Genomic DNA, 24,217 nt, shown 5'->3' on the forward strand with positions numbered 1-24,217 from the left:
AGCATGGCAACAATAAAAGTCATCGGCGCTGGCCTTGCCGGGGCTGAAGCGGCTTGGCAGATTGCCCGAAAAGGAATAGAAGTAGAAATGTATGAGATGAGGCCGGAACGGATGACTCCGGCACATCACACGGATCGATTTGCTGAATTAGTCTGCAGCAATTCGCTCAAAGGTGCAGGCTTGGATAATGCAGCAGGACTATTGAAAGAGGAAATGCGCCGCTTGGACTCTCTTCTGATAAGAGTGGCTGATCAGCATTCCGTTCCTGCAGGAGGAGCCTTGGCGGTTGATCGAGAGAAATTCTCCCGTGAAGTCACGGAAACCTTGGAGAACCATCCGCTGATTCGAATTCATCGCGAAGAGGTCAAAGCACTTCCCGAGTCAGAAATCGCCGTGATTGCCACTGGCCCCTTGACTTCGGATGAGTTGGCCTTGCAAATACAGAAAGTAACCGGGGAGGATGCCCTTTCATTCTACGATGCAGCAGCACCTATCGTAACCCTAGAGTCGATCGATATGGATAAAGCGTTCTGGGCGTCACGTTATGATAAAGGAGATCCTGATTATTTAAACTGTCCTATGACTGAAGAAGAATATAAGACCTTTTATCAAGAACTGCTTCAGGCAGAAGCCGCTGAAGTAAAAGGCTTTGAAAAGGGAAAAGTATTTGAAGGGTGCATGCCTGTTGAGGTCATGGCAGCTCGAGGAGAACAGACCTTAACGTTCGGGCCACTCAAACCCGTGGGCCTCATTGATTCCCGAACAGGTAAAAGATCCTTCGCTGTCGTACAGCTTCGTAAGGAAAATCGTGAAGGAACGCTTTTCAACCTCGTTGGCTTTCAGACCCACTTAAAATGGGGAGAGCAACAACGCGTCTTCCGCTTAATTCCTGGTCTTGAGAATGCAGAATTCGTTCGATATGGCGTCATGCATAGAAATACATTTTTGAATGCGCCAAAAGTTCTACATGCAGATTTTAGCTTGAAGAAGTCTCCCAATCTTTTTTTCGCCGGACAAATCACAGGCGTAGAAGGTTATGTCGAATCAATCGCTAGCGGCCTAGTCGCAGGAATCAATGCAGTACGTAGCTTGAATGGGCTGCCACTGTTAGTTTTCCCTGAGGAGACTGCTCTAGGTGCTCTAGCTCGCCATTTGGAAGGATCACCGAGTGTAAACTTCCAGCCGATGAATATGAATTTCGGGCTCTTGCCTCCCCTTGAGGTTCGGATTAAGGCAAAGCGCGAGAAGAATCAACGAATTGCAGAGCGTGCTTTGGCAAGGATCGAGGAGTTTACGGCGGCTGAGAAGCTGGAGTAAGCTTCGAAGATCTTTGCAAGTCGAGTTACGCTACAGCCGCTCGGAAATACGCTCGCAGACCAAACTACGGGCTAAACTGCTTCTTGAAAGCTGCGGGGTACCCGCCTAAATCCGAAAGCCGTGGTAGGCTTTCGCACTTGTTCTCCTGCTCAATAGGCGGCGTGCCCCGACCTTTCGCCGTTAAGGTGTCTAATTCTGCAGGCGGCTCGGGGCGAAACCCTCCACCGGAGGCTTTCGTCATGGGGCCCGCCCCGCTATATGGGGTGCAGTTTAGCCCGAGTTTGGGGGCTGCTCGCGAAGAAACCTTGCGGTCTGTAATCGTAACTCACTTTGCTGAAGGGCTTCAGAAAATAATTCGAAGAATCACATAAGCAAATCGCGATTTGAAAGACAAACCCGAGCAATAATCTTAAGAAAGAACCCAAGGATTTTGTTTTACATTAGTGAGCGCCTTCTAAGCAAGCGGGTACCAATCTTCGCGAAAAGTGCGTAGCGGAGACGGGTTGGAAACACGACGTTTACAACCGGCCACGAGGCAAACAAGTGCGATAGTCTCCTTCCGACTATCGGGACGCCGATTTGGCCGGGCACCCGTCGGAGCGTAGCACTCGAGCGTTAGATTGGTCCGCGAAGCTTACAGAGCACGAAAGTGTCCGGTGGACATTTTCGCCGAAGCCGCCTGCTCAAAATGAAATCAATACGGCGAAGGATCCGGTGTAAAACAAAATCCTGGAGAACCCCCCAGATATAACTGACATTCGAGGGAGGACTGACTCGTGCAAGCAGACCAAGCCCTAAGCTTATTCGACGGCCACCTCAAAGCCCAAAATCGCTCCGAACATACCCTTCTCGCCTACCATAACGACATCACCCAATTTATCGACTTCACTGCCCGCGAACTCGGTATCGAATCAGAAAACCTAACCGTCGACCAAGTCGATATCTACATCGTCCGGAGTTTCCTCGGCGAATTAACCGATCAAGGAATGGAACGTAAAAGTATGGCTCGAAAACTCTCATCCTTACGCGCCTTCTTCAAGTTCCTTTGTAGGGAAGGAGTCCTCCAGAAGAACCCGGTCCAAAGGATTGCGACCCCCAAACTTGGTCGAAAGCTTCCCCAGTTTTTGTTTCTTGAACAGGTGGAAAAACTTCTACAAACTCCGGATTGTACGACCCTTTTGGGTGTTAGGGATCAAATGATACTAGAATTACTTTACGGCTCAGGCCTACGCGTAAGCGAACTTGCTGGATTGAATCGTAAGGACGTTGATTTTGAGAGTTCCCTACTTCGTGTGCGTGGGAAAGGAAGTAAAGAACGGATAGTTCCCTTGACTAAGTACGCTCTCGATGCGATTCAGGCCTATCTTCTCATGCGAGAAGATCAGGAAAGAGCGCTCTTACTCAATTATCAAGGATCTCGTCTATCCACACGTTCGATTCGTCGGGTTCTTGACAAGTTAGCCTTGGAGGCAGGATTACCCCAGCATCTTCATCCGCATATGCTTCGGCATTCATTCGCCACGCATTTGCTCGACGGGGGAGCCGATTTGAGAAGCGTTCAAGAGCTTCTGGGGCATGCTAAACTTTCCTCCACTCAGATTTATACTCACCTCACTCGGGAAAGACTAAGAGAAGTCTATGAACAGAGTCATCCAAGAGCAAAGAAAATATAAAGAAAACGTAAATATTCATAAAAAGACAGCAATTATATACAATTCCTCTTGACTCTTGCGCGCTAAACCATTAAACTGCCGATATAAGGAGGTATTCCTATGTTTCATGCGACGACCATCGTAGCTGTAAAAAGAGGAGATCACGTAGCCATGGCTGGAGATGGCCAGGTTACAATGGGGCAGGCAACAGTGATGAAGCATAAGGCTAGGAAGGTACGTCGACTTTTTCATGGTCAGGTACTTGCTGGCTTTGCCGGTTCTGTCGCGGATGCCTTCACGCTGTTTGATAAGTTTGAGCATCGGCTTGAAGAATATCATGGCAATCTTCAACGTGCTGCGGTAGAACTTGCTAAGGAATGGCGAATGGATAAGGCGCTTCGGAATCTCGAAGCCTTACTTATTGTTGCAGATAAGCAAAGCTTGCTCCTTCTTTCAGGTTCAGGAGAAGTGATCGAACCGGATGATGGAATCCTAGCGATTGGCTCCGGTGGGAATTATGCTTTAGCTGCTGCGAGAGCACTTGCTAAGCATTCTGAGCTTGAACCTGGGCAGCTTGTTCGGGAAGCTATGGAAGTGGCCTCTTCGATTTGTGTTTATACCAATGACCAAATCATTGTCGAAGAACTTTAAGGGGGGAAAACCATGGAACAACTCACACCACGGGAAACTGTCCGCGAATTGGATCGCTACATCATAGGACAGAATCAAGCAAAGCGGGCTGTAGCTATTGCCCTCCGTAACCGCTACAGACGCTCTCTGTTACCCGAAGGACTGCGGGAAGAAGTCCTCCCTAAGAACATTTTGATGATAGGACCAACAGGAGTGGGAAAGACCGAGATTGCCAGACGGTTAGCTAAGTTGGTACGAGCTCCCTTCCTCAAGGTTGAAGCCACGAAGTTCACGGAAGTAGGCTATGTGGGGCGGGATGTTGAATCCATCATTCGTGATTTAGTCGAAATTGCCTTGAGAATGGTAAAGGCTGAACGCATGGAGCAAGTGGAGTCTCAAGCTGCGGTTGCAGCAGAGAAGAGACTGGAAAGCTTACTAGTTCCCGGTAAACGCACAGAAACCAACACCTCGAATAATCCACTTCAATTCCTCTTTGGGCAAGGACAGGAAAAAGAAGAAACGGTCACTCCAGAGATTGAGCGCGACAGAGCCCTTGTGCGCGAACGTTTGCACCGCAAAGAACTTGATGACAAAGTCATTGAGGTAGAGGTTGAAGATAATCAACCCCTTCTCCCCGATATCCTGGGGAATAACGGAATGGATATGAATTCAAATCTTCAAGATATGATGGCGGGGATGCTTCCTAAAAAGCATAAAAAGCGCAAAGTAACGGTCAAGGAAGCGCGGCGCATCTTGACGATGGAAGAGGCCCAGAAACTCATCGATCATGATGAGGCTGTACAAGAAGCCATCCGGCGTACGGAACATGAAGGAATGGTCTTTCTTGATGAGATTGACAAGATTGCAGGACGCGATGGCGCGGGACCCGATGTATCTCGAGGTGGAGTTCAACGCGATATTTTGCCTATCGTTGAAGGGTCTACAATTACAACGAAGTATGGCCCAGTCAAAACTGACCATATATTATTCATCGCTGCGGGAGCCTTTCATGTGGCTAAGCCCTCAGACCTTATTCCTGAGCTACAGGGACGCTTTCCAATACGTGTCGAATTAGAGTCCCTTAGCGTAGAGGACTTTAAAAGGATCTTAACGGAGCCTCAGTCCTCCTTAATCAAGCAGTACAGTGCGTTATTGGAAACTGAAGGGATAAAGGTAGAATTTACAGAGAATGCTATTGATGAATTGGCGCAAGTCGCCTTTGAAGTAAATTCCAATACAGAAAATATTGGCGCACGACGACTCCACACGATTGTCGAAAAAGTCCTTGAAGAACTATCGTTTGAAGCGACTGAGCTGCCTGAAGATTATATAGTGACAATTAACCGCGAGTATGTGCAGCATCGGTTAGGCAATATTGTCCGTAATCAAGATTTGTCTAGATACATTCTCTAGACACAGTGTCTTACTAGATTGGAGACTTAAATTAAAAGGAGGAAAATTTAATGAAAAACTTATTAGAAAAAACAAGAGCTATTAGTAAACTTATTCAAAAAGCAGCAGGGCATGATGTGGATTTTGATGAAATGGCTAAGGTGCTTAGTGAATCGATTCAGGCAAACTGCTATATCGTAGGCCGACGTGGTAAAATTCTCGGCTATAGCTTTATGGAGAATTTCGGTTGCAATTCCATGGAAGAGATTGTCGTTCATTCTGAGCGTTTTCCTGAAAGCTATAATGAAGGCTTATTAAAAGTCACAGAAACTCGTACAAATACGATTCAAGTTGCTAATGGTTGCGTATTTAACGACAATGAGCGGTGTCATTTTAATAACAAACTTACGACCATTGTGCCTGTTCTCGGCGGTGGGGAACGCGTAGGAACTCTAGTTCTTGCTAAGTTTGATGAGGACTTTAAGGATGAGGACATGATCCTTGCTGAATACGGGGCAACCGTGGTTGGCATGGAGATTCTTCGTGTAAAGGCTGAACGTGCCGAAGAAGAAGCACGTAAAAAGGCTGCTGTACAAATCGCAGTGGGCACTCTGTCCTATTCTGAGCTTGAAGCTGTAGAGCATATCTTCGCAGAACTTGGTGGCGGAGATGGTTTATTGGTTGCAAGTAAAATCGCTGATCGAGTCGGAATTACACGTTCGGTTATTGTCAATGCGCTGAGAAAGTTTGAATCGGCAGGTGTTATTGAGTCTAAATCTTTGGGCATGAAAGGAACATACATCCGAGTGCTCAATGACTATCTCTTAGATGAGCTCGATAAAATCCGTCACAATAAATAAATTTCTTATAGGGAATTCGTTTTTAGAATAGAACACCTACTTCAATAAAGTAGGTGTTCTCGTTCTAGCTTCGGTGGGGGCAAAGCACCCTTGGTTCACTAACTGTTCCTGAGGAAAGGCGGCTTGGCCAAAACCCTCCATGAAAGGGTTATTCACCGAAGACTGGAATTCAAGGCTAGTTGAACGTTCTAGGGAGGGATTCAAATGGAAGAGCAGGAGTATTTCTACCAATTGAAACCGTTGGCAATCCCAGGAGGCATTTACCTGGTGAGTTTCCCTATTCTAGCAGCTATTCTTTGGTTCGTCATTAATATCCCAGCAAAGGAAATGACGCTTCTCCTAGGAATCTATATAGCGACTGGATTGGGAATTGTGGCTTTATGGATCTATGGGCGGAGTAAAAGTTTTCGGGTAGAAGAGAATCAGATTGTATTGAAATCCTTAGCGGGGGAACATGCATTAACCCCTGGAGAGATTCGCCGTATTGCGCTTTTCACAACTCGACAAGGAAAAGAAGTCGTTCAGATTAAAACAAAGAAGAAGGACTTTTATCTTACCGATCAGTACTTTCCTTTTCCAGAGCTGATGATTGATTTGGAACATTTCATTAAAGCGAATGACATCCGAACGAATTTCACCTGTGTATAAGATGAAATTTGCTAAGAGGGATTAAGATGAAATAAGTCGAGTTTTTGTTGCAAAGCTTACACAGGTATGATATTCTAGTCGCAGTGTGAAATCACTACACACGCAGTGGGATTAGCGGTTCAATGTTCCCTGCTTTGCAGGGTGAACCGAAAGATGAACCTGCGGAGGAAAAAAACAAGAAAGGAGGTGCAACACTATGGCTGTAATTTCTATGAAGCAATTACTAGAAGCCGGTGTTCACTTCGGTCATCAAACTCGTCGTTGGAATCCTAAAATGGCTCGTTACATTTTTACGGAGCGCAATGGAATTTATATCATTGACCTGCAAAAAACCGTAAGAAAGGTAGAGGAAGCCTTCAACTACGTACGGAATTTAGCAGCAGATGGTGGTACGATTTTGTTTGTCGGTACGAAGAAGCAAGCTCAAGAGTCTGTTAAAGAAGAAGCTGAGCGTTGTGGTATGTACTTCATCAACGAGCGTTGGCTCGGAGGTACGATGACAAACTTCCAAACCATTCAAAAACGTGTTAGTCGTCTTCGCGAATTAGAGCGTATGGAAGCTGAAGGTGTTTTTGATATTCTTCCGAAGAAAGAGGTTGCTGGTCTCCGTCATGAGATGGAGAAGCTTGAGCGTTTCTTGGGCGGAATCAAGAACATGAAGAAACTCCCGGATGCTTTATTCATTGTCGACCCACGCAAAGAACGTATTGCTGTAGCAGAAGCTCGTCGCTTAGGCATTCCGATTGTCGCAATTGTCGATACAAACTGTGACCCGGATGAGATTGATGTAGTCATTCCTGCGAATGATGATGCAATTCGTGCAGTGAAGCTCTTAACAGGTTGCATGGCTAATGCTATCATCGAGGGGCAACAAGGAAGCATCGATGAAGCCGCAGAAGCGGTTGAAGAAGTCGTTGCTGAATAATTATCCCTCATACAGAGATAAAGAGTAGATTAAGTAGAGGGGCAGGGTGAAGAGGGGTTAGTTAAGGCTTCCCTGATGCTCATCCTGCCCTTTTTGCATAAGGCTTCTTTTTAAAAATGGTAAATGTTAATTTTTTTAGGAAAGATGTTCTTATCTTTTGAATTTTGATATACATATGTTTGGAGGGTTTTAATTATGGCACAAATCAGTGCAGCTCAAGTTAAAGAGCTTCGTGAACGTACCGGTGCAGGAATGATGGATTGTAAAAAGGCTCTTAATGAAGTCGATGGAAATGTGGACCAAGCCATTGACCTTCTTCGTGAGAAAGGCCTCGCTGCAGCAGCGAAAAAGGAAGGCCGCATCGCTGCTGAAGGAATTGTAGAAGCATACATCCATGGTGGTGGACGAATTGGTGTATTACTCGAAGTAAACTGCGAAACTGACTTCGTTGCAAAAACGGATGAATTTAAGCAATTCGCAAGGGATATAGCTCTGCAAATTGCTGCAGCAAATCCGCTTTATCTTGTGAAAGAAGAAGTTCCGGTTGAGGTTTTAGAGCATGAGAAGAACATTCTTAAAGCACAAGCTTTGAATGAAGGAAAACCTGAAAAGATCGTCGAAAAGATGGTTGTAGGTCGAATCGAGAAATACTATAAGGAAGTTTGCCTTATGGAGCAGTCTTTCGTTAAGGACCCAGACAAGACCATCAACGATATCGTTCTAGAAAAAACAGCGAAGATTGGTGAACGTATTGTCGTTCGTCGCTTCACTCGTTATGAGATGGGTGAAGGAATCGAAAAACGTTCAGAAGATTTCGCTGCAGAAGTGATGAAAGAAGTCAACCGCTAAGGTTAGCGATTAGAGAACACTTAGGTGTTCTCTTTTTAAAATATCCAAGAGGATTATTTTCTGAAGTGTAGAAATATTTAATGGAGGTTCAGCGATGGAAACACCACGATACCGCCGAGTTATTTTAAAACTGAGCGGAGAAGCTTTAGCAGGAAGTCAAGGCTTTGGAATTGCTCATGATATGCTTGTGACCGTTGCAGATCAGGTGGCAGAAATTCGAAAACTCGGGGTGGAAGTCGCGTTAGTGGTCGGCGGCGGAAACATATGGCGCGGAATAGCCGGAAGCAAGCAAGGGATGGATCGCGCAAATGCTGATTATATGGGTATGCTTGCTACGGTAATGAATGCGTTGGCCTTGCAGGATGCTTTGGAGAATACGGGTGTAGCCACTCGCGTCTTATCTGCAATCGAGATGAGGCAAGTAGCCGAGCCCTATATTCGGAGACGAGCAATCCGGCACCTGGAAAAAGGGCGAATTGTTATTTTTGCTGCAGGAACCGGAAACCCTTACTTCTCGACGGATACGACAGCAGCCCTAAGGGCTGCAGAGATTGAAGCAGATGCGATCTTAATGGCTAAACAAGTGGATGGTGTCTATGATTCTGATCCGATGAAGAACCCCAATGCTGTAAAATATGAGAAGTTGACCTTCATAGAAGTATTAAACCAGGGCTTAGGGGTTATGGACTCGACAGCAGCCTCATTATGTATGGATAATAACATTCCTCTTGTTGTATTTGACCTCAATAAAAAAGGGAATATACTTAAAGCAATCATGGGTGAGCCCATTGGGACTTATGTAGGGAGGGATATTTAATGATTTCAGAGGTTTTAACGGATACTGAAGATCGGATGCGTAAAGGGGTCGATGTCTTAAAGAGGGAGTATGCTACGATCCGAGCAGGACGTGCGAATCCGAATATGTTAGATAAGATTACTGTTGAATATTACGGTACTGCAACTCCAGTTAATCAATTGGCAAATATCGCAGTGCCAGAACCTCGCATGCTGTCCATTCAACCGTGGGATAAAACGAGTCTACCCATGATTGAAAAAGCCATTCTCAAGTCAGATTTGGGTTTGAATCCTTCAAGTGATGGAGTCGTGATTCGTTTAATCATTCCCCAACTCACGGCTGAGCGGAGAACAGAAATTGTAAAAACAGTGAAGAAAAAAGCTGAAGAAGCTCGTGTCGCTATCCGAAATGTCCGCAGAGATACAAATGATCATCTGAAGAAATTGGAAAAAGAACACGCCTCCTCTGAAGATGAAGTTAAACGGGCTCAGGATGATGTCCAAAAGATGACGGATAAATTTATTAAAGAGATTGATCATATCATGGATGCTAAGGAAAGAGAGATCATGGAAGTTTGATCTCGACTTAGAACAATTGACCCCCTGCATATTTTAGGGGGTCTTTACCCTCTTTTCAGGTCCGCCCATTGGAGGTGTGAAAATGTGGCATAACTTTTGGAAAAAAGATAAGAGTAAGGATTTACTAAATAAAATCGATAAAGAACGATTGCCACGACATATCGCGATCATTATGGATGGGAATGGCCGTTGGGCTCAAAAACGTGGATTACCTCGGACCATGGGACATAAGGCCGGTGTGGAAGCAATTCGTGGAATCGTAAAAGCTTGTTCGAACCTCGGAGTCGAGGTTCTAACGGTCTATGCCTTTTCGACGGAGAATTGGCGCCGACCGAAAGAGGAAGTCGGAGTTCTGATGACTCTTCTCACGGATTATTTGAGACGTGAATTGAACGAGTTACACGAGAATAAGGTTCAGATCCGGATGATCGGGAATATGTCACAACTCCCTCTTGAGGCTCAACAGGAATTAAAAAGTTCGATTAAAAGAACTCAAAATAATTCGGGACTTATCTTGAATTTGGCCCTAAACTACGGTGGTCGTGCGGAAATCACGAGTGCCGTACGGAGAATTAGTGAAGCAGTCGTTCAAGGAAGACTGAAATCTCAGGAGATTACGGAAGAGATTATTGATGAGTCATTATTTACTTCGGGACTACCTGATCCGGACTTACTTATTCGGACTTCTGGAGAAATGCGTTTAAGCAATTTTTTACTTTGGCAACTCGCCTATACAGAAATTGTAGTAACTGATTGTTTATGGCCGGATTTTAATTCGGAAGAATTAGTAGAAGCCATTATGGCTTTTCAGAAGCGGGAACGCCGTTTCGGTGGGCTTACCAAGTAGTGAGGAGAAAAGAATGCTAATTAGAACCCTTAGCGCACTCGTTTTAGTCCCGATATTACTCGGCTTTACCTATTTAGGGGGACCCTTTACCGCCTTTTTAGTGGCTATTATCTCGTTTTTAGCTTTGAAAGAGAGTCTTGCCATAGGTCAGAAGATGAGTATTAAGACCTGGGCCTTCAGCACTGGTCTTTTCTCCTTGACTTGGCTCCTACTTATTTTCCAGGAAGCGACGGAATGGATGCTCCCAGTCTTGATCCTATGGCTACTTTTTTCATTAGGAAAAATGGCACTTCGCTACCCTGTTATTCAGTTTTCTGAGTTGGGATACAATTTCTTTGCCCCCCTCTATACCGTGGTTTTATTCTCCCATCTCTATCTTATTCGTGGACTCGAAAGGGGAGTAACCTGGGCCTTTCTAACGTTTATATTGGTATGGGCAACCGATACCTTTGCATACCTTATAGGGAGAGCAGTGGGGAGACATCTGCTTGCCCCTCAAGTCAGTCCTAAGAAAACGCTGGAAGGTTCAGCAGGTGGTCTGTTTTTTTGTGTTCTGAGTGGTCTAGTTGCTTGGAAAGTAATAGGCGGCGCACCTTGGACTTCTTTCCTTGTTTTAAGTCTACTTGTGGGAGTCAGTGCACAGATTGGAGATCTTTTCGAGTCTGCTTTAAAGCGCAGTGTAAATATTAAAGATTCAGGAAACCTTATACCAGGGCATGGTGGGATTCTGGACCGTTTTGATAGTCTGTTATTTGTAATACCCATTGTGTATTATTGGACTGTTTTACAAAGAATGGTGGGGTGATTGTATTGAACCTCCAAGGGGAGCAACGACTTAGACAGAATATAAATCGTTTGACAATCATAACCTTCACCTTGGTTCTCTTGAAAGTAATTACCTATTTTTTTCAGGAGTTTTTACCTGTTTTTAGCCAAGTACTAAGTAAACTATTTTCAGCATTCTTACCGTTTATCCTCGCCTTTCTCATCGCCTTGTTGCTCGAACCGTTGGTCACACGTTTCATGCGTGTGTTGCGTCTGCGCAGGCCTTACGCCTCCCTGGTTACTCTTATCATCGGAATTCTTTTCCTCGGTAGTATCATTTTTTTAATCGTGGCGCGCCTATATACGGAACTTTCTGAGCTTGCTGTTTCCTTACCGAGTTATGGCAATTTAGTCATCTTTTTTAATCATTTAATTGATACTCTTGAACAATTTGTACAAGTTAATCCCCAAATTCAGACAACACTCAATAACTCAACACAAGGGATTTTGAATTCTTTGCAAAACTGGGCATTGGCAGGAAGTAAACTCCTTTTAAATCTCATTGCTGCCTTGCCAGGAATCTTTATTGTCTTGGTGGTATCCATTGTCGCCACTTTCTTCATGAGTTCAAGTTATCCTGGAGTAAAGCGGTTTTTTAGTAGCTTATTTCCTCGAAAATGGATTAACAGCGCTCAAGTCGTAAGTCGAGATTTGGGTGTAGCTATCGTCGGATTTGTCCGGGCAGAAATCATTTTAATTTCAGTGACCGGTATCATTTTAACGATAGGTTTATTGCTGATGGGTAACCGCTATGCTTTTACCCTTGGATTTATTGCCGCGTTTTTAGATTTACTCCCCATTGTGGGTACCGGTATGATTTTCGTGCCCTGGATCATTGGATTATTTATCATGGGTTCAGTGAGTGAGGGTGTGAAACTCCTGGTCATTTATCTTATCGCTACGGTTATTCGCCAGATTTTAGAACCGAAAGTCATGTCCCAGAGTATCGGACTTCACCCACTAGCGACGCTCATCTCCATGTATGTGGGTTTAAACCTTCTTGGGGCAGTTGGTTTAGTTCTCGGACCTGGTTTAGTTATAATTTATGAGGCATTGAGAAAAGCGGGGATTTTTACAGACCCTAAGGAGTGATATCGTGAAGAAACTGACAATTCTAGGCTCAACGGGGTCTATTGGGACACAAACTCTCGAAGTCGTTCGCCAGAATCCCGACAAACTACAGGTTTATGCCTTATTAGCGGGTAAGAACGTTACTGAGCTTGAAAGACAGGCTCGAGAATTTAGCCCCCAAGTGATTGGTCTCATGGATGAAAAGGCTGCCCGTGAGTTGCGTGATCATGTCCGAGACTTACCCATTGAAGTCGTTCACGGAATGGAAGGAATGCTTCGTTCAGTTACTGATTCGATTCCCGATACGGTAGTCACTGCAATCAGTGGCAGAATTGGCCTGGAGCCCACCTTAGCTGCACTTCATGCTGGTAAGGATATCGCTTTGGCTAACAAGGAGACCCTGGTTGCAGGTGGAGAACTTGTAATGGAGACGGCAAGATGCCTTAACCGGAAGATTCTTCCTGTCGATAGTGAACATTCAGCTATTTTCCAATGCTTAGAGGAACAGCCCGGAATACTTGAGAAAATCATTCTTACTGCTTCTGGTGGCCCCTTTAGAGGCTGGTCTGAGGAACAACTCAGTGAAGTTACTCCGGAATGTGCCCTGAAACACCCCAATTGGGCGATGGGGGCAAAGATTACTATAGACTCTTCGACCATGATGAATAAGGGATTAGAGGTCATAGAAGCGCATCATCTTTTTAACGTGAGTTATGAGGAAATCGAAGTTTTAATTCACCCGCAAAGTGTCATTCATTCTATGGTACAATATGGTGATGGAAGTATTCTCGCTCAACTCGGAAGGGCTGATATGCGCTTGCCAATCCAATACGCTTTGAGCTATCCAACACGTTGGCCTAGTCCTTTTGAGAGGCTTGATTTGAGAGGAAAAACCTTAACATTTTTTGATCCAGCTGAGTACAATTTCCCGGCCTTGCGCCTCGCGTATGAATGTGGACGTCGTGGAGGGACTTTACCAGCTGTCATGAATGCTGCGAATGAAGTAGCAGTTCATGCCTTTTTAGCTCAGAGGATATCCTATCTAGATATTATCAGGTTTGTCGAAAAGGTCTGTGAGGAGCATCAGGTGTTAGACGCCACAGATTTGGCAAGCATATTAAGTGCAGATGAATGGGCTCGTATTCGTACAGAAGAGCTCCTAAAGTAAAGAGATTTCTATAGGTAGAATCGAAGGAATCGAAGGTTAGCCATCGGGTTAAGGTGAGTTAAGGAATGAGGAGGGGTTGCCGTGTTAAATGCTTTAGCCGTAATTTTTGCTTTCGGGCTACTAGTTATGATACATGAATTGGGACATTATATTTTGGCTCGCTTAAATGGAATTAAGGTCCTGGAGTTTGCTTTTGGATTTGGTCCCAAGATCATAGGTTTTAAGGGCAAAGAAACGGATTATTCCCTCCGCTTGATTCCCTTGGGGGGCTTTGTTCGGATGTATGGCATGGATGCAGAGACCGATGAGAATGGAGTGCAGACCATTGCCCCAACCTCTGACCCGCGAAGTTTTAGCAATAAGAAGGTTTGGCAGAGAATGTCGGTTATTGCAGCCGGACCTATCATGAATCTCGTTTTGGCGATTTTCCTATTTATGATCGTCTTTGCCTTTTATGGAATTCCTTCTGCTGGAAGCGGTAATGCTGTCGGCTCTCTACTTGAAGGGAAGCCGGCTCAGTCAGCGGGCATTCTGCCAGGGGATAAAATCATTTCTGTCGATGGGGTTCAAACTCCTACCTGGACTTCTTTAACGGACACTATCCACTCAAAACCAGGTCAGTCAATCATTCTCGTCGTTGAGCATGAAGGAAAGCAACGGGCAATGACGATTCAAACGGAGAAAGATGCACAGACCGGAAATGGTATGGTTGGGATTGCACCTGAAGTGGTCTATCAGAAAACGACAATACTCGAGTCTGCTCAGTATGGACTCGAGAGAACTGTAGATTTCACGCGCTTAATCTTAGTCACTCTCGCTCAGATGGTAACGGGTAAGACTCCTGCCGATCTAGGAGGACCCGTGGCCATAGTACAGGCCATTGATCAGAGTGCTCAGGCGGGTTGGGAGAACTATCTTGGGTTCATTGGCATTTTAAGTATCCAACTGGGACTTTTGAATCTCTTTCCCATTCCGGCGCTTGATGGTAGCCATTTGGTCTTTCTACTTATCGAAGGTCTGAGGGGTAAACCAATGAATCCTGAACGACAAAACTTTATTCATCTCATAGGGTTTGTTTTCTTGATGGCTTTGATGTTGGCGGTGACGTATCAAGATATTGTTAAACTCTTTGCAGGCAAAGGCTAAGGGGGCCATGGAGTGGACAGAAAGCTTACTAAAGCAGTGAAAATCGGGGGAGTAACGATTGGCGGAGGAGCTCCGGTCGTCGTACAATCCATGACAAATACGGATACTCGGGATGTACAGGGTACTTTGGAACAGATTCATGCTTTGTCTCAAGCGGGGTGTGAAGTGGTTCGACTCGCAGTTCTTGATCAGGATTCCGCCTTAGCTCTCAAGGAGATTGCTCTCCAAAGTGAACTTCCTGTAATTGCAGACATTCATTTTGATTACCAGCTTGCACTTCTTGCGATTAAGGAGGGAGTGCATGGATTAAGATTGAATCCAGGGAATATCGGAGCGCGCTGGAAGGTTCAGGAAGTGGTTCGCGCTTGTAAAGAACGTGAGATTCCGATTCGTATCGGCGTAAATGCAGGTTCTTTAGAAAAAGAAATTCTCGTAAAGTACCAAGGCGTCACTGCTGAGGGAATGGTTGAGAGTGCACTTGGGCATATCCGTTTGCTTGAAGAAGAAGGGTATGACAAAATTAAAGTTTCATTAAAAGCCTCACACGTCCCACTCATGCTTAAGGCTTATCGCCAGATGTCTGAGACCGTAGATTATCCCCTTCATGTCGGGGTAACTGAAGCGGGAACGGTACGCTCTGGGGTTGTGAAGTCAGCTGTAGGAATAGGAAGCCTGTTGTCCGAAGGGATAGGGGATACACTTCGCGTCTCCTTAACGGGGGACCCGGTTCGGGAGATCCCTGTCGCCCTAGAAATTCTGAGAGTTTTAGGGTTAAGAGAGCGTGGAGTTGACCTGATAAGTTGCCCTACGTGTGGTCGTACGCAAGTTAATCTAGCTGAACTTGCCGAAAAAGTGGAAGATAGACTTTCCCAGCTTCCTCCGTTGGACAGGCCTTTGAAGGTCGCTGTTATGGGGTGTGCAGTCAATGGCCCTGGTGAAGCTCGAGAGGCGGATTTCGGGATTGCTGGTGGAAAAGGAATGGGCCTTCTCTTCCGCAAAGGAGAGATTATCGCCCGACTGCCGGAAGAAGATCTTCTTCCAGCTTTGCTTAAGGAAATCGAAACCTATGCTAAACAGTATGGAAAGGATGAAAATTAAAATGCGTATAAGTCAAATCCTTAACCCAACGCTTCGTGAAGTTCCGGCAGAAGCCGAGGTAGTTAGTCATCAAATGATGGTGCGTGCGGGTTTAATCCGTAAATCTGCTGCTGGTGTATATACATATTTGCCTTTGGGTTTACGCGTACTTCGTAAAATAGAGCAGATTGTTCGTGAAGAAATGGATGCCAAGGGGGGACAAGAGGTGCTACTCCCCATCATTCAACCGGGTGAGCTGTGGCGTGAGAGCGGACGTTGGGACGTCTATGGTCCGGAAATGTTCCGGCTGAGAGATCGTCATGATCGTGAATTCTGTCTAGGACCGACCCACGAAGAGATCGTTACAGATCTAGTTCGTGGCGAAGTCCGCTCCTATAAGCAACTGCCCTTACTTCTTTACCAGATTCAGAATAAATATCGTGATGAACGTCGGCCCCGCTTTGGTTTGATGAGGGGTCGGGAATTCGTGATGAAGGACTTATACTCTTTCGATCGGGATGATGCCGGACTCGCGGAAAGTTATGACAAGATGTATGAGGCGTACACTCGTATCTTTACGCGTTGTGGGTTAACCTTCCGCCCAGTAGAAGCGGATGCCGGGGCGATTGGTGGAACAGGTGGAACCCATGAGTTTATGGTATTAGCGGATTCGGGAGAAGCCGCAGTGGTCTATTGCCCAGATTGTGAGTATGCTGCCAATGTCGAAAAGGCAGAATGTAGCCCACATCCTGTTGCAGGCGAGGCACCTGTTGGAGCCTATCGGAGTATCCCGACCCCTGGAGCTAAGACCATTGAACAGCTCTCTGAGTTGCTCAAAGTCGGGAAGCACCAACTCGTCAAATCTCTCCTCTATCAAGGGGACGATAAGCTTTTCCTTGTGCTCGTACGTGGGGATCGAGAAATCAACGAAATTAAATTAAATAATGTTTTAGGCCCCTTTATTAACCTGCAACTTGCTAGCCCTGAGGCCGTACGTGAACAACTAGGCACAGAACCAGGTTTTGTCGGACCTATGGGTGCTCCCAAGGATTTGTTAGTTGTAGCTGATCTCGAGGTCCCCTTGATGCCGAAGGGTGCTTGTGGAGCGAATGAGGAAGATCGCCACTATATTGATGTCGTTCCAGAGAAGGACTTCCGCATCGATAAAGTCTTTGACCTGAGGATGGTTGAAGAGGGAGAAGCCTGCCCGAAATGTGGAGGGACCTTAAAAGAAGCACGGGGAATCGAAGTCGGTCAAGTCTTCAAATTAGGAACCAAATATTCAAAGGCTCTAAATGCTACGTATCTTGATGAAAGTGGCCGCGAGAAACTCTGTGTTATGGGATGTTATGGAATAGGAGTGAGCCGTACTATTGCAGCAGCCATTGAGCAGAACAACGATAAAGATGGGATTATTTGGCCTATTCCGATCGCTCCTTATCACGTCATCGTTGTTCCTACCAGCACCAAGGATGAGCAAGTGACCCTGACGGCAGAGAACCTTTATCAGCAACTTCTTAAGCTCGGTGTCGAAGTCGTTATGGATGACAGGGATGAGCGAGCAGGGGTTAAATTTAAAGATGCTGACCTAGTCGGTTATCCGCTTCGTGTAACCATCGGAAGTAAGACTCTCGCTAATGGAGAAGTTGAGCTTCGTCATCGTAAGAGCGGTGAGGTTGAGCTCGTTAAGGTTGAAGAGCTTGCTGAGTGTGTCAAAGGGATTATTGACAAAGCTTTAGAGAAATAAGTAATCGGCTAGTTAATACGAACTTCTAGTAATGCCTGTAGATTACGTGCAAGTCGAGTTACGATACAGCCGCTCGGAAATACGCTCGCAAAGCAAACTAAGGGCTAAACTGCTTGTGGAAGCTGCGGGGTTCCCGCCTAAATCCGAAAGCCGTGGTAGGCTTTCGCACTTGTTCTCCTGCTCAATAGGCGGCGTGCCCCGTCCATGGGGCCCGCCCCGCTATATTGGGTGTAGTTTAGCCCAAGTTTGCTAGCTGCTCACGAAGAAACCTCGCGGTCTGTAATCGTAACTCACTTGCAGGGTAGGCTTCGGCAATGCTCCGTAGAAAAATTTGGGGAACACTCAAGTGCGGGACTTCGCCGATTGGCGTAGCAGAGTTAAGCTTCGCCGAAAGGCTTGGGCGATGCTTTAGTAGGAATGCTAAGGCGGCTCTATGCAAGATACACTGGCTTCATTGTAGAAATAAGGCCCCAGCAATTCGCTACATGAGAGACATACCAGAGCGATAATCCAAGAAACAACCCAAGGATTTTGTTTTGCAGAAGGGAACGCTTCTAAGCGAGCGGCTAACCAATCTTCGCGAAAAGTACGGAGCGGAGACGGGTTGGAAACACGGACGTTTCCAACCGGCTAATAAGCCATGGGTGGCGATTCAGCCGGGCACCCGTCTCCGCGGAGTACTTGAGCGTTAGATTGGTCCGCGCAGCTTACTAAGTGACCGATGCAAAAAAAATCCTGGAGACTCATTCTTAGAATTGTGACAGTAATCGAGATTATGGATAGCCACGGGTGCTTAAAAGGGTTACCAGAAGAAAATCAGTTAAGCCTTTTTTGAGTGGGTTGCGAATGCTTTAATGATGTGCTATAGTATAAGCAGGAAATATGTAGCATTGTAATGTAAGGAGTGGGTCTTGGCCCACTCTTTCGTTTGTTTTGTATAACTCTGTTAATCCTTCGCAACACTAGAGATAGTGGTTTTTATTTTAAAGGAGAGATGACTATGGGACTGTCAGTTGAGCAACGGGTTGATGCGCTTATCTCACCGATCCTACGAGATCAAGGGATTGAACTTGTTGATGTCGAGTATGTTAAGGAAGGTGCACATTGGTATCTTAGAATTTATATCGATAAAGAAGGCGGAGTCGATATAGATGATTGCACGAATGTAAGCCACGCTGTTAGTGAGATTTTGGATCGAGATAACCCGATCGCTCAAGCCTATATGTTGGAAGTCTCTTCTCCAGGTTTAGAGCGACCGCTTAAGAAGGACGAAGACTTCCTTCGTTTTGCGAGTAAACTCGTTCGTGTGCTAACGAAAGAACCCTACGAAGGGTATCAGGAATTCACAGGGTATTTAGTTGGTCTCATTGATGATGCGATTGTTCTCGAATATGAGAAGGAGACCATTAAAATACCACGTACAATAGTAGAAAAGCCTAACTTAGCGCTAGAGTTTTAAGAGAGGGTATGAAGGATTAGGAATCCTAACATAACACAAGGGGGAAGAATTAAAAATGAATATGGAGTTCATTGAGGCCCTTCATGAACTAGAGAAAGACAGAGGGATCTCTGCGGAAATTCTGTTTGAAGCCATTGAGGCGGCGTTGATTTCAGCTTATAAGAAGAATTTCGCCTCTTTACAGAATGTACGCGTACATATCGATCGGATGACTGGAGAGTTTAAGGTCTTTTCTCGCAAGACCGTTGTAGAGGAGGTCGAAGACTCACGCATCCAAGTAAGCTTAGAGGAAGCACGGAAGATTGACGGGAACTATATTCTCGAAGACATCGTAGAATATGAAGTGACTCCGCGAGAATTTGGCCGGATTGCAGCCCAAACCGCAAAGCAGGTTGTGGTACAGCGGATTCGCGAAGCTGAACGGGGAATGATTTACGACGAATATGTCAATCGAGAAGGGGATATTGTCACAGGAGTTGTTCAACGATATGACCAAAAAAATGTGATCGTTGACCTTGGTAAAGTTGAAGCAATTTTGACAGCCCAGGAACAAATCCCTGGTGAAACTTATCAACCTTTTGAACGGATAAAGACCTTTGTAGTCGAAGTGAAGAAAACAACGAAAGGACCACAGGTCATGCTATCGAGGACTCATCCTGGCTTGATTAAGCGACTTTTCGAGCTGGAAGTTCCTGAGATACATGATGGTCTCGTCGAGATTAGAGGGGTTTCCCGCGAAGCAGGGGCTCGGTCCAAGATCGCTGTATACTCTAGGGATTCTAATGTTGACCCTGTGGGAGCTTGTGTTGGACCGAAAGGTAGTCGAGTACAGACCATCGTCACTGAACTAAAAGGTGAGAAGATAGATATTGTCAATTATTCGACCGATCCAGAAGAATTTGTAGCCAATGCTCTCTCCCCGGCTAAAGTGCTTGGCGTTTATCCAAAGCCTAACGAGAAAGTGGCCTTGGTCGTTGTTCCGGATTATCAGTTATCCTTGGCGATCGGTAAAGAAGGGCAGAATGCCCGCCTAGCAGCCAAGTTAACAAACTGGAAAATCGACATCAAGAGTGAATCGCAGGCCTTAACTCAGAATCTTATTCCGGTCAAGGAAGAATATTCTGAGGGAGCTCAAGACTACGACGAGTTCTCCGATTACGCTGAGTATGATGAATACGGTGAGTATGACGAATATAGTGAGTACGACGAGAACGCAGAATATGATGAGAATGCAGAATATGATGAGAACCCAGAATATGATGAGTTCTCAGACTATGGGGATGAGAATATCGTATATGCCGAAAGTCCTGGATATGACCAGAAATCAGGCTATGAAGGGTATGAAGATCCTACTCCTGTAGAAGAACCTGAAACTCCTCCTTCTGAGGTTACACCTGTGAAGGAAGAAAAACTAACCGAACGTGATCGATCAATGATGAAGTATTTTGAAGTCGATGAAAAAAACAGTCGCAAGGAGAAAAAGAAAAGTAAAGGGAAAAAGTAGGTGAAGGGTATGAAGACACGAAAAATTCCGATGCGAATGTGTTTGGGTTGCCAGGAAATGAAGCCGAAAAAAGAGCTGATTCGAGTTGTCCGAACACCGGAAGGGACAGTAGAACTTGACCCATCTGGTAAACGGAATGGCCGTGGCGCATACATTTGCCCGAAAGTCGATTGTTTTAAGGCAGCGGTTAAAGGAAAAAGATTTCAAAAAGCACTTGAGATTGAACTGTCACAACAAGTGATTGAAGAGTTAGAAAGGAAGTTGGTGGGTTCGTGATTGAACGGATCTACTCACTCTTGGGTTTGGCCCGAAGAGCTGGGAAAATAACATCCGGGGAGTCCCAAGTTGAAGTGATGCTGAAAAAGGGGAAGGGACATCTTCTGATTCTGGCTGAGGATGCTCCAGGGACCCATAAAAAGTATATGCAATGGGCGGAAGATCTTGGTTTACCCGTTCTCATTGCAGGAACGAAGCAAGGATTGGGAAGTGCTATCGGACTATCGCCCAGATCGACGGTTCTTATAATGGATTACGGATTCGCTAAAGCGATCTTAAAGGTAAGGAGTTGAAAGCCTGGAAAGTATATTGCGCGCCGAATATGTGGGGGTGGTATTATTGAGTATTCGTGTTCATGAATTAGCTAAGGAGTTAAATTTGAGTAGTAAAGATGTAATGACCCGTCTAGAGGGCATGGGTGTTGATGTTAAAAACCATTTAAGTGCGGTAGAGCCAGTGGACGCTGATCGTCTCCGTACGCAGGTCGTAAAACCTCAGGGAAAAGAGAAAAGTTCAGAGGTGCCTAAGACACCGACTCAAGTACAGGAGAATAGGCCACAAGGTCAAGGCCCACGTCCAGGAATGGAAGGACGGCCACAAGGACAAGGTCCACGTCCAGGAATGGAAGGACGGCCACAAGGACAAGGTCCACGTCCAGGAATGGAAGGACGGCCACAAGGACAAGGCCCACGTCCAGGAATGGAAGGACGGCCACAAGGACAAGGCCCACGTCCAGGAATGGAAGGACGGCCACAAGGACAAGGCCCACGCCCAGGAATGGAAGGACGGCCACAAGGACAAGGCCCACGTCCAGGAATGGAAGGACGGCCACAAGGACAAGGCCCACGTCCAGGAATGGAAGGACGGCCACAAGGACAAGGCCCACGTCCAGGAATGGAAGGACGGCCACAAGGACAAGGCCCACGCCCAGGAATGGAAGGACGGCCACAAGGCCAAGGCCTGCGTCCAGGAATGGAAGGACGGCCACAAGGCCAAGGCCCACGCCCAGGAATGGAAGGACGGCCACAAGGCCAAGGCCCACGTCCAGGAATGGAAGGACGGCCACAAGGCCAAGGCCCACGCCCAGGAATGGAAGGACGGCCACAAGGCCAAGGCCCACGCCCAGGAATGGAAGGACGGCCACAAGGCCAAGGTCCGCGTCCAGGAATGGAAGGACGGCCACAAGGCCAAGGCCCACGCCCAGGAATGGAAGGACGGCCACAAGGCCAAGGCCCACGCCCAGGAATGGAAGGACGGCCACAAGGCCAAGGCCCGCGTCCAGGAATGGAAGGACGCCCACCCTATGGTCAAGGTCCGCGCCCACAAGGTCAAGGTCCACGTCCGGGAATGGAAGGACGCCCACCTTATGGTCAAGGTCCGCGGCCACAAGGTCAAGGCCCACGTCCAGGAATGGAAGGACGCCCACCCTTCGGCCAAGGTCAACGCCCTGGTACGGATGGAAGGGGACCAGGCGGTCCAGGTCAACGGCCAGGACAACGACCTCCCGCCGCAGCTCCTAGTACACCAGCTGTAGAACAACCACCAAAGCGGCAGATAACAGACAAAAAGAAACCTCAAGATCGTTTCTTTGAACGTAAAAAAGAGGTGGAGAAAGAAATACGTTCTCCACGTTATAATAACAAGCGTAATTACCGATCTGCACCACGTGAAGTCCGTGATACCGCTCCTAAGCATATCGTTATTCCTGAGTCGATTACAGTGCAGGAACTCGCCTCTATTATGAGTCGTAAGTCCGGAGAGCTAATTAAGAAGCTCATGGATTTAGGGGTTATGGCGACCATCAATCAAGAAGTTGATGCAGAAACTGCTACAATTATCGCCGGAGAGTTAGGGGTTACGGTTGAAGTTAAAGTGGAAAAATCCCTCACTGTCGTAGAAGAGATTGAGGATGATCCCGCTGATCTTATTCAACGTCCTCCCGTTGTTACAGTAATGGGCCATGTCGACCATGGTAAAACCTCCCTACTTGATGCGATTCGTGCAACAAATGTTACGGCGTCCGAAGCCGGTGGTATCACCCAGCACATTGGTGCTTATCAGGTGGAGATTAAAGGACAAAAAATTACCTTCTTGGATACTCCAGGCCATGAGGCTTTTACAGCGATGCGTGCTCGTGGAGCTCAAGTCACTGATATCGCGGTTCTTGTCGTAGCAGCAGATGATGGTGTTATGCCACAAACCATCGAAGCCATCAATCATGCTAAAGCAGCTGAGGTCCCGATCATCGTGGCCATCAATAAAATTGATAAAGAGAATGCACTTCCAGATCGAGTCAAACAAGAGTTAACCGAGTATGGGTTGGTTGTAGAAGAATGGGGAGGCGATACCATCGCCGTTCCAGTATCTGCAAAGGCTAGGCAGAATATCGGGCAACTGCTGGAGATGATTCTTTTAGTTGCTGAAGTAAAGGAGCTTAAGGCTAACCCCAATCGCTTAGCAACTGGAACTGTGATTGAAGCTGAGTTAGATAAAGGTAAAGGACCTGTTGCAACCGTTTTGGTCGCCAAAGGAACCCTTAATGTTGGGGATATCATCCTGGCAGGTTCTTCCTTTGGGAGAATCCGGGCGATGGTTGATGACAAAGGTCGACGGGTGAAAAAAGCCGGACCTTCTATGCCTGTAGAAGTTCAGGGGCTGAATGAAGTTCCAATCGCAGGGCAGCCTTTCAATGTCGTGGAAGATGAGAAGCAAGCGCGTCAAATCGCTACTGCTCGTGCAAATGAGCGGAAGGCTGAAGAAGTTCGGCAGACGACTAAAGTGAGCTTAGAAGACTTGTTTGATCGGATCAAAGAAGGAGAAGTCAAAGAGCTCAACGTTATCATCAAAGCAGATGTTCAAGGTTCGATTGAGGCCCTGAAGCAGTCCCTTCTTCGCTTATCGACAAGCGAAGTCCGCGTCAATCCAATTCATGGTGGAGTAGGAGCAATTACAGAGACTGATGTTATGCTTGCAGCTGCCTCGAATGCGATTATCATTGGGTTTAATGTTCGGCCAGATGCCAATACTAAGGCCACAGCAGAAATGCAAGGGGTCGATTTACGCCTTTATCGAGTCATTTATGATGCAATTGAAGATGTAAAGGCTGCAATGACTGGCATGCTCGATCCAGACTTCAAAGAGGTTGTACAAGGACGTGCAGAAGTCCGTCAAGTCTTTAAGGTTCCGAAAGCAGGAACCATCGGCGGATCTTACGTTCTTGATGGTAAGATAACGCGTAACTCTAAGGTCCGTGTCATCCGAGATAGTGTGGTCATTCATGAAGGTGGATTAGAATCTCTTAAGCGCTTTAAGGATGACGTTAAGGAAGTTGCGGAAGGCTATGAATGCGGAATTGGCGTGGATAACTTCAATGATATCAAAGAAGGAGATATCATCGAAGCGTTTATCATGGAAGAAGTTAAACGTCAACTTTAATTTCGCCCTATGGAG

23 protein-coding genes are annotated in these 24,217 nt (G+C 46.3%); all 23 read left to right on the forward strand.

The annotated features are described in order from the left end of the window. Positions 1–3 precede the first annotated feature (3 nt). The 23 genes from trmFO (at position 4) to infB (ending at position 24,202) form a co-directional block, all read left to right on the forward strand. The gene (gene trmFO, locus ACZ42W_RS06880) at positions 4–1,317 is read left to right on the forward strand and encodes a methylenetetrahydrofolate--tRNA-(uracil(54)-C(5))-methyltransferase (FADH(2)-oxidizing) TrmFO (RefSeq protein ID WP_464169444.1); all 1,314 of its coding nucleotides are present in this window, start codon (positions 4–6) and stop codon (positions 1,315–1,317) included. 776 nt (positions 1,318–2,093) lie between these two features. Then, positions 2,094–2,990 carry a tyrosine recombinase XerC gene (xerC, locus tag ACZ42W_RS06885; RefSeq protein WP_464169446.1) on the forward strand — a complete coding sequence of 299 codons (897 nt, stop codon included), beginning with the start codon at positions 2,094–2,096 and terminating at the stop codon, positions 2,988–2,990. A gap of 99 nt (positions 2,991–3,089) precedes the next feature. Further along, entirely contained in the window at positions 3,090–3,620 is a 531-nt protein-coding gene (gene hslV / locus ACZ42W_RS06890) for an ATP-dependent protease subunit HslV (RefSeq protein WP_464169448.1), read from the forward strand. A gap of 12 nt (positions 3,621–3,632) precedes the next feature. Then, positions 3,633–5,012 (forward strand): ATP-dependent protease ATPase subunit HslU, encoded by a 1,380-nt coding sequence (hslU, locus tag ACZ42W_RS06895; RefSeq protein ID WP_464169450.1) that lies wholly within the window; start codon positions 3,633–3,635, stop codon positions 5,010–5,012. A 50-nt stretch (positions 5,013–5,062) separates the two neighbouring features. After that, entirely contained in the window at positions 5,063–5,851 is a 789-nt protein-coding gene (gene codY / locus ACZ42W_RS06900; RefSeq protein WP_464169452.1) for a GTP-sensing pleiotropic transcriptional regulator CodY, read from the forward strand. A 204-nt stretch (positions 5,852–6,055) separates the two neighbouring features. Further along, a complete protein-coding gene (locus ACZ42W_RS06905) occupies positions 6,056–6,499 on the forward strand; it encodes a hypothetical protein (RefSeq protein WP_464169454.1) in 444 nt (147 codons plus the stop codon). A gap of 196 nt (positions 6,500–6,695) precedes the next feature. Then, the gene (rpsB, locus tag ACZ42W_RS06910) at positions 6,696–7,424 is read left to right on the forward strand and encodes a 30S ribosomal protein S2 (protein ID WP_464169455.1); all 729 of its coding nucleotides are present in this window, start codon (positions 6,696–6,698) and stop codon (positions 7,422–7,424) included. Between the two features lie 195 nt (positions 7,425–7,619). After that, positions 7,620–8,273 (forward strand): translation elongation factor Ts, encoded by a 654-nt coding sequence (gene tsf, locus ACZ42W_RS06915; protein WP_464169457.1) that lies wholly within the window; start codon positions 7,620–7,622, stop codon positions 8,271–8,273. 94 nt (positions 8,274–8,367) lie between these two features. Further along, a complete protein-coding gene (gene pyrH, locus ACZ42W_RS06920; protein WP_464169459.1) occupies positions 8,368–9,090 on the forward strand; it encodes a UMP kinase in 723 nt (240 codons plus the stop codon). Beyond that, positions 9,090–9,647 carry a ribosome recycling factor gene (frr, locus tag ACZ42W_RS06925; RefSeq protein WP_464169461.1) on the forward strand — a complete coding sequence of 186 codons (558 nt, stop codon included), beginning with the start codon at positions 9,090–9,092 and terminating at the stop codon, positions 9,645–9,647. Before pyrH ends, frr begins: the two co-directional genes overlap by 1 nt. An 82-nt stretch (positions 9,648–9,729) precedes the next feature. Beyond that, a complete protein-coding gene (locus ACZ42W_RS06930; RefSeq protein WP_464169463.1) occupies positions 9,730–10,494 on the forward strand; it encodes an isoprenyl transferase in 765 nt (254 codons plus the stop codon). A 13-nt stretch (positions 10,495–10,507) separates the two neighbouring features. Then, positions 10,508–11,299 (forward strand): phosphatidate cytidylyltransferase, encoded by a 792-nt coding sequence (locus ACZ42W_RS06935; protein WP_464169465.1) that lies wholly within the window; start codon positions 10,508–10,510, stop codon positions 11,297–11,299. A gap of 5 nt (positions 11,300–11,304) precedes the next feature. Then, on the forward strand, positions 11,305–12,411 hold the full coding sequence (ytvI, locus tag ACZ42W_RS06940; RefSeq protein ID WP_464169467.1) for a sporulation integral membrane protein YtvI: 1,107 nt from the start codon (positions 11,305–11,307) through the stop codon (positions 12,409–12,411). Positions 12,412–12,415: 4 nt separating this feature from the next. After that, positions 12,416–13,558, forward strand: coding sequence for a 1-deoxy-D-xylulose-5-phosphate reductoisomerase (locus tag ACZ42W_RS06945; protein ID WP_464169468.1), 1,143 nt, complete (start codon positions 12,416–12,418; stop codon positions 13,556–13,558). An 81-nt stretch (positions 13,559–13,639) separates the two neighbouring features. Further along, positions 13,640–14,704 carry an RIP metalloprotease RseP gene (rseP, locus tag ACZ42W_RS06950; RefSeq protein ID WP_464169470.1) on the forward strand — a complete coding sequence of 355 codons (1,065 nt, stop codon included), beginning with the start codon at positions 13,640–13,642 and terminating at the stop codon, positions 14,702–14,704. Positions 14,705–14,716: 12 nt separating this feature from the next. Further along, positions 14,717–15,802 (forward strand): flavodoxin-dependent (E)-4-hydroxy-3-methylbut-2-enyl-diphosphate synthase, encoded by a 1,086-nt coding sequence (gene ispG, locus ACZ42W_RS06955; RefSeq protein ID WP_464169472.1) that lies wholly within the window; start codon positions 14,717–14,719, stop codon positions 15,800–15,802. A gap of 1 nt (position 15,803) precedes the next feature. Beyond that, positions 15,804–17,528, forward strand: coding sequence for a proline--tRNA ligase (locus tag ACZ42W_RS06960; RefSeq protein WP_464169474.1), 1,725 nt, complete (start codon positions 15,804–15,806; stop codon positions 17,526–17,528). 536 nt (positions 17,529–18,064) lie between these two features. Beyond that, entirely contained in the window at positions 18,065–18,220 is a 156-nt protein-coding gene (locus tag ACZ42W_RS06965) for a hypothetical protein (protein ID WP_464169476.1), read from the forward strand. 308 nt (positions 18,221–18,528) lie between these two features. Next, positions 18,529–18,987, forward strand: a complete 459-nt coding sequence (locus ACZ42W_RS06970; RefSeq protein WP_464169478.1) for a ribosome maturation factor RimP — start codon at positions 18,529–18,531, stop codon at positions 18,985–18,987. A 55-nt stretch (positions 18,988–19,042) separates the two neighbouring features. Beyond that, positions 19,043–20,491: a transcription termination factor NusA gene (nusA, locus tag ACZ42W_RS06975; RefSeq protein ID WP_464169480.1), complete on the forward strand. Its 1,449-nt coding sequence runs from the start codon at positions 19,043–19,045 to the stop codon at positions 20,489–20,491. A 9-nt stretch (positions 20,492–20,500) separates the two neighbouring features. Beyond that, positions 20,501–20,767: an RNase P modulator RnpM gene (gene rnpM, locus ACZ42W_RS06980; RefSeq protein WP_464169482.1), complete on the forward strand. Its 267-nt coding sequence runs from the start codon at positions 20,501–20,503 to the stop codon at positions 20,765–20,767. Continuing rightward, positions 20,764–21,060: a L7Ae/L30e/S12e/Gadd45 family ribosomal protein gene (locus ACZ42W_RS06985; RefSeq protein WP_464169484.1), complete on the forward strand. Its 297-nt coding sequence runs from the start codon at positions 20,764–20,766 to the stop codon at positions 21,058–21,060. Before rnpM ends, ACZ42W_RS06985 begins: the two co-directional genes overlap by 4 nt. Positions 21,061–21,106: 46 nt before the next feature. After that, positions 21,107–24,202: a translation initiation factor IF-2 gene (infB, locus tag ACZ42W_RS06990; protein ID WP_464169486.1), complete on the forward strand. Its 3,096-nt coding sequence runs from the start codon at positions 21,107–21,109 to the stop codon at positions 24,200–24,202. Positions 24,203–24,217: the final 15 nt, after the last annotated feature.

The sequence above is a fragment of the Desulfitobacterium elongatum genome (assembly GCF_055378975.1).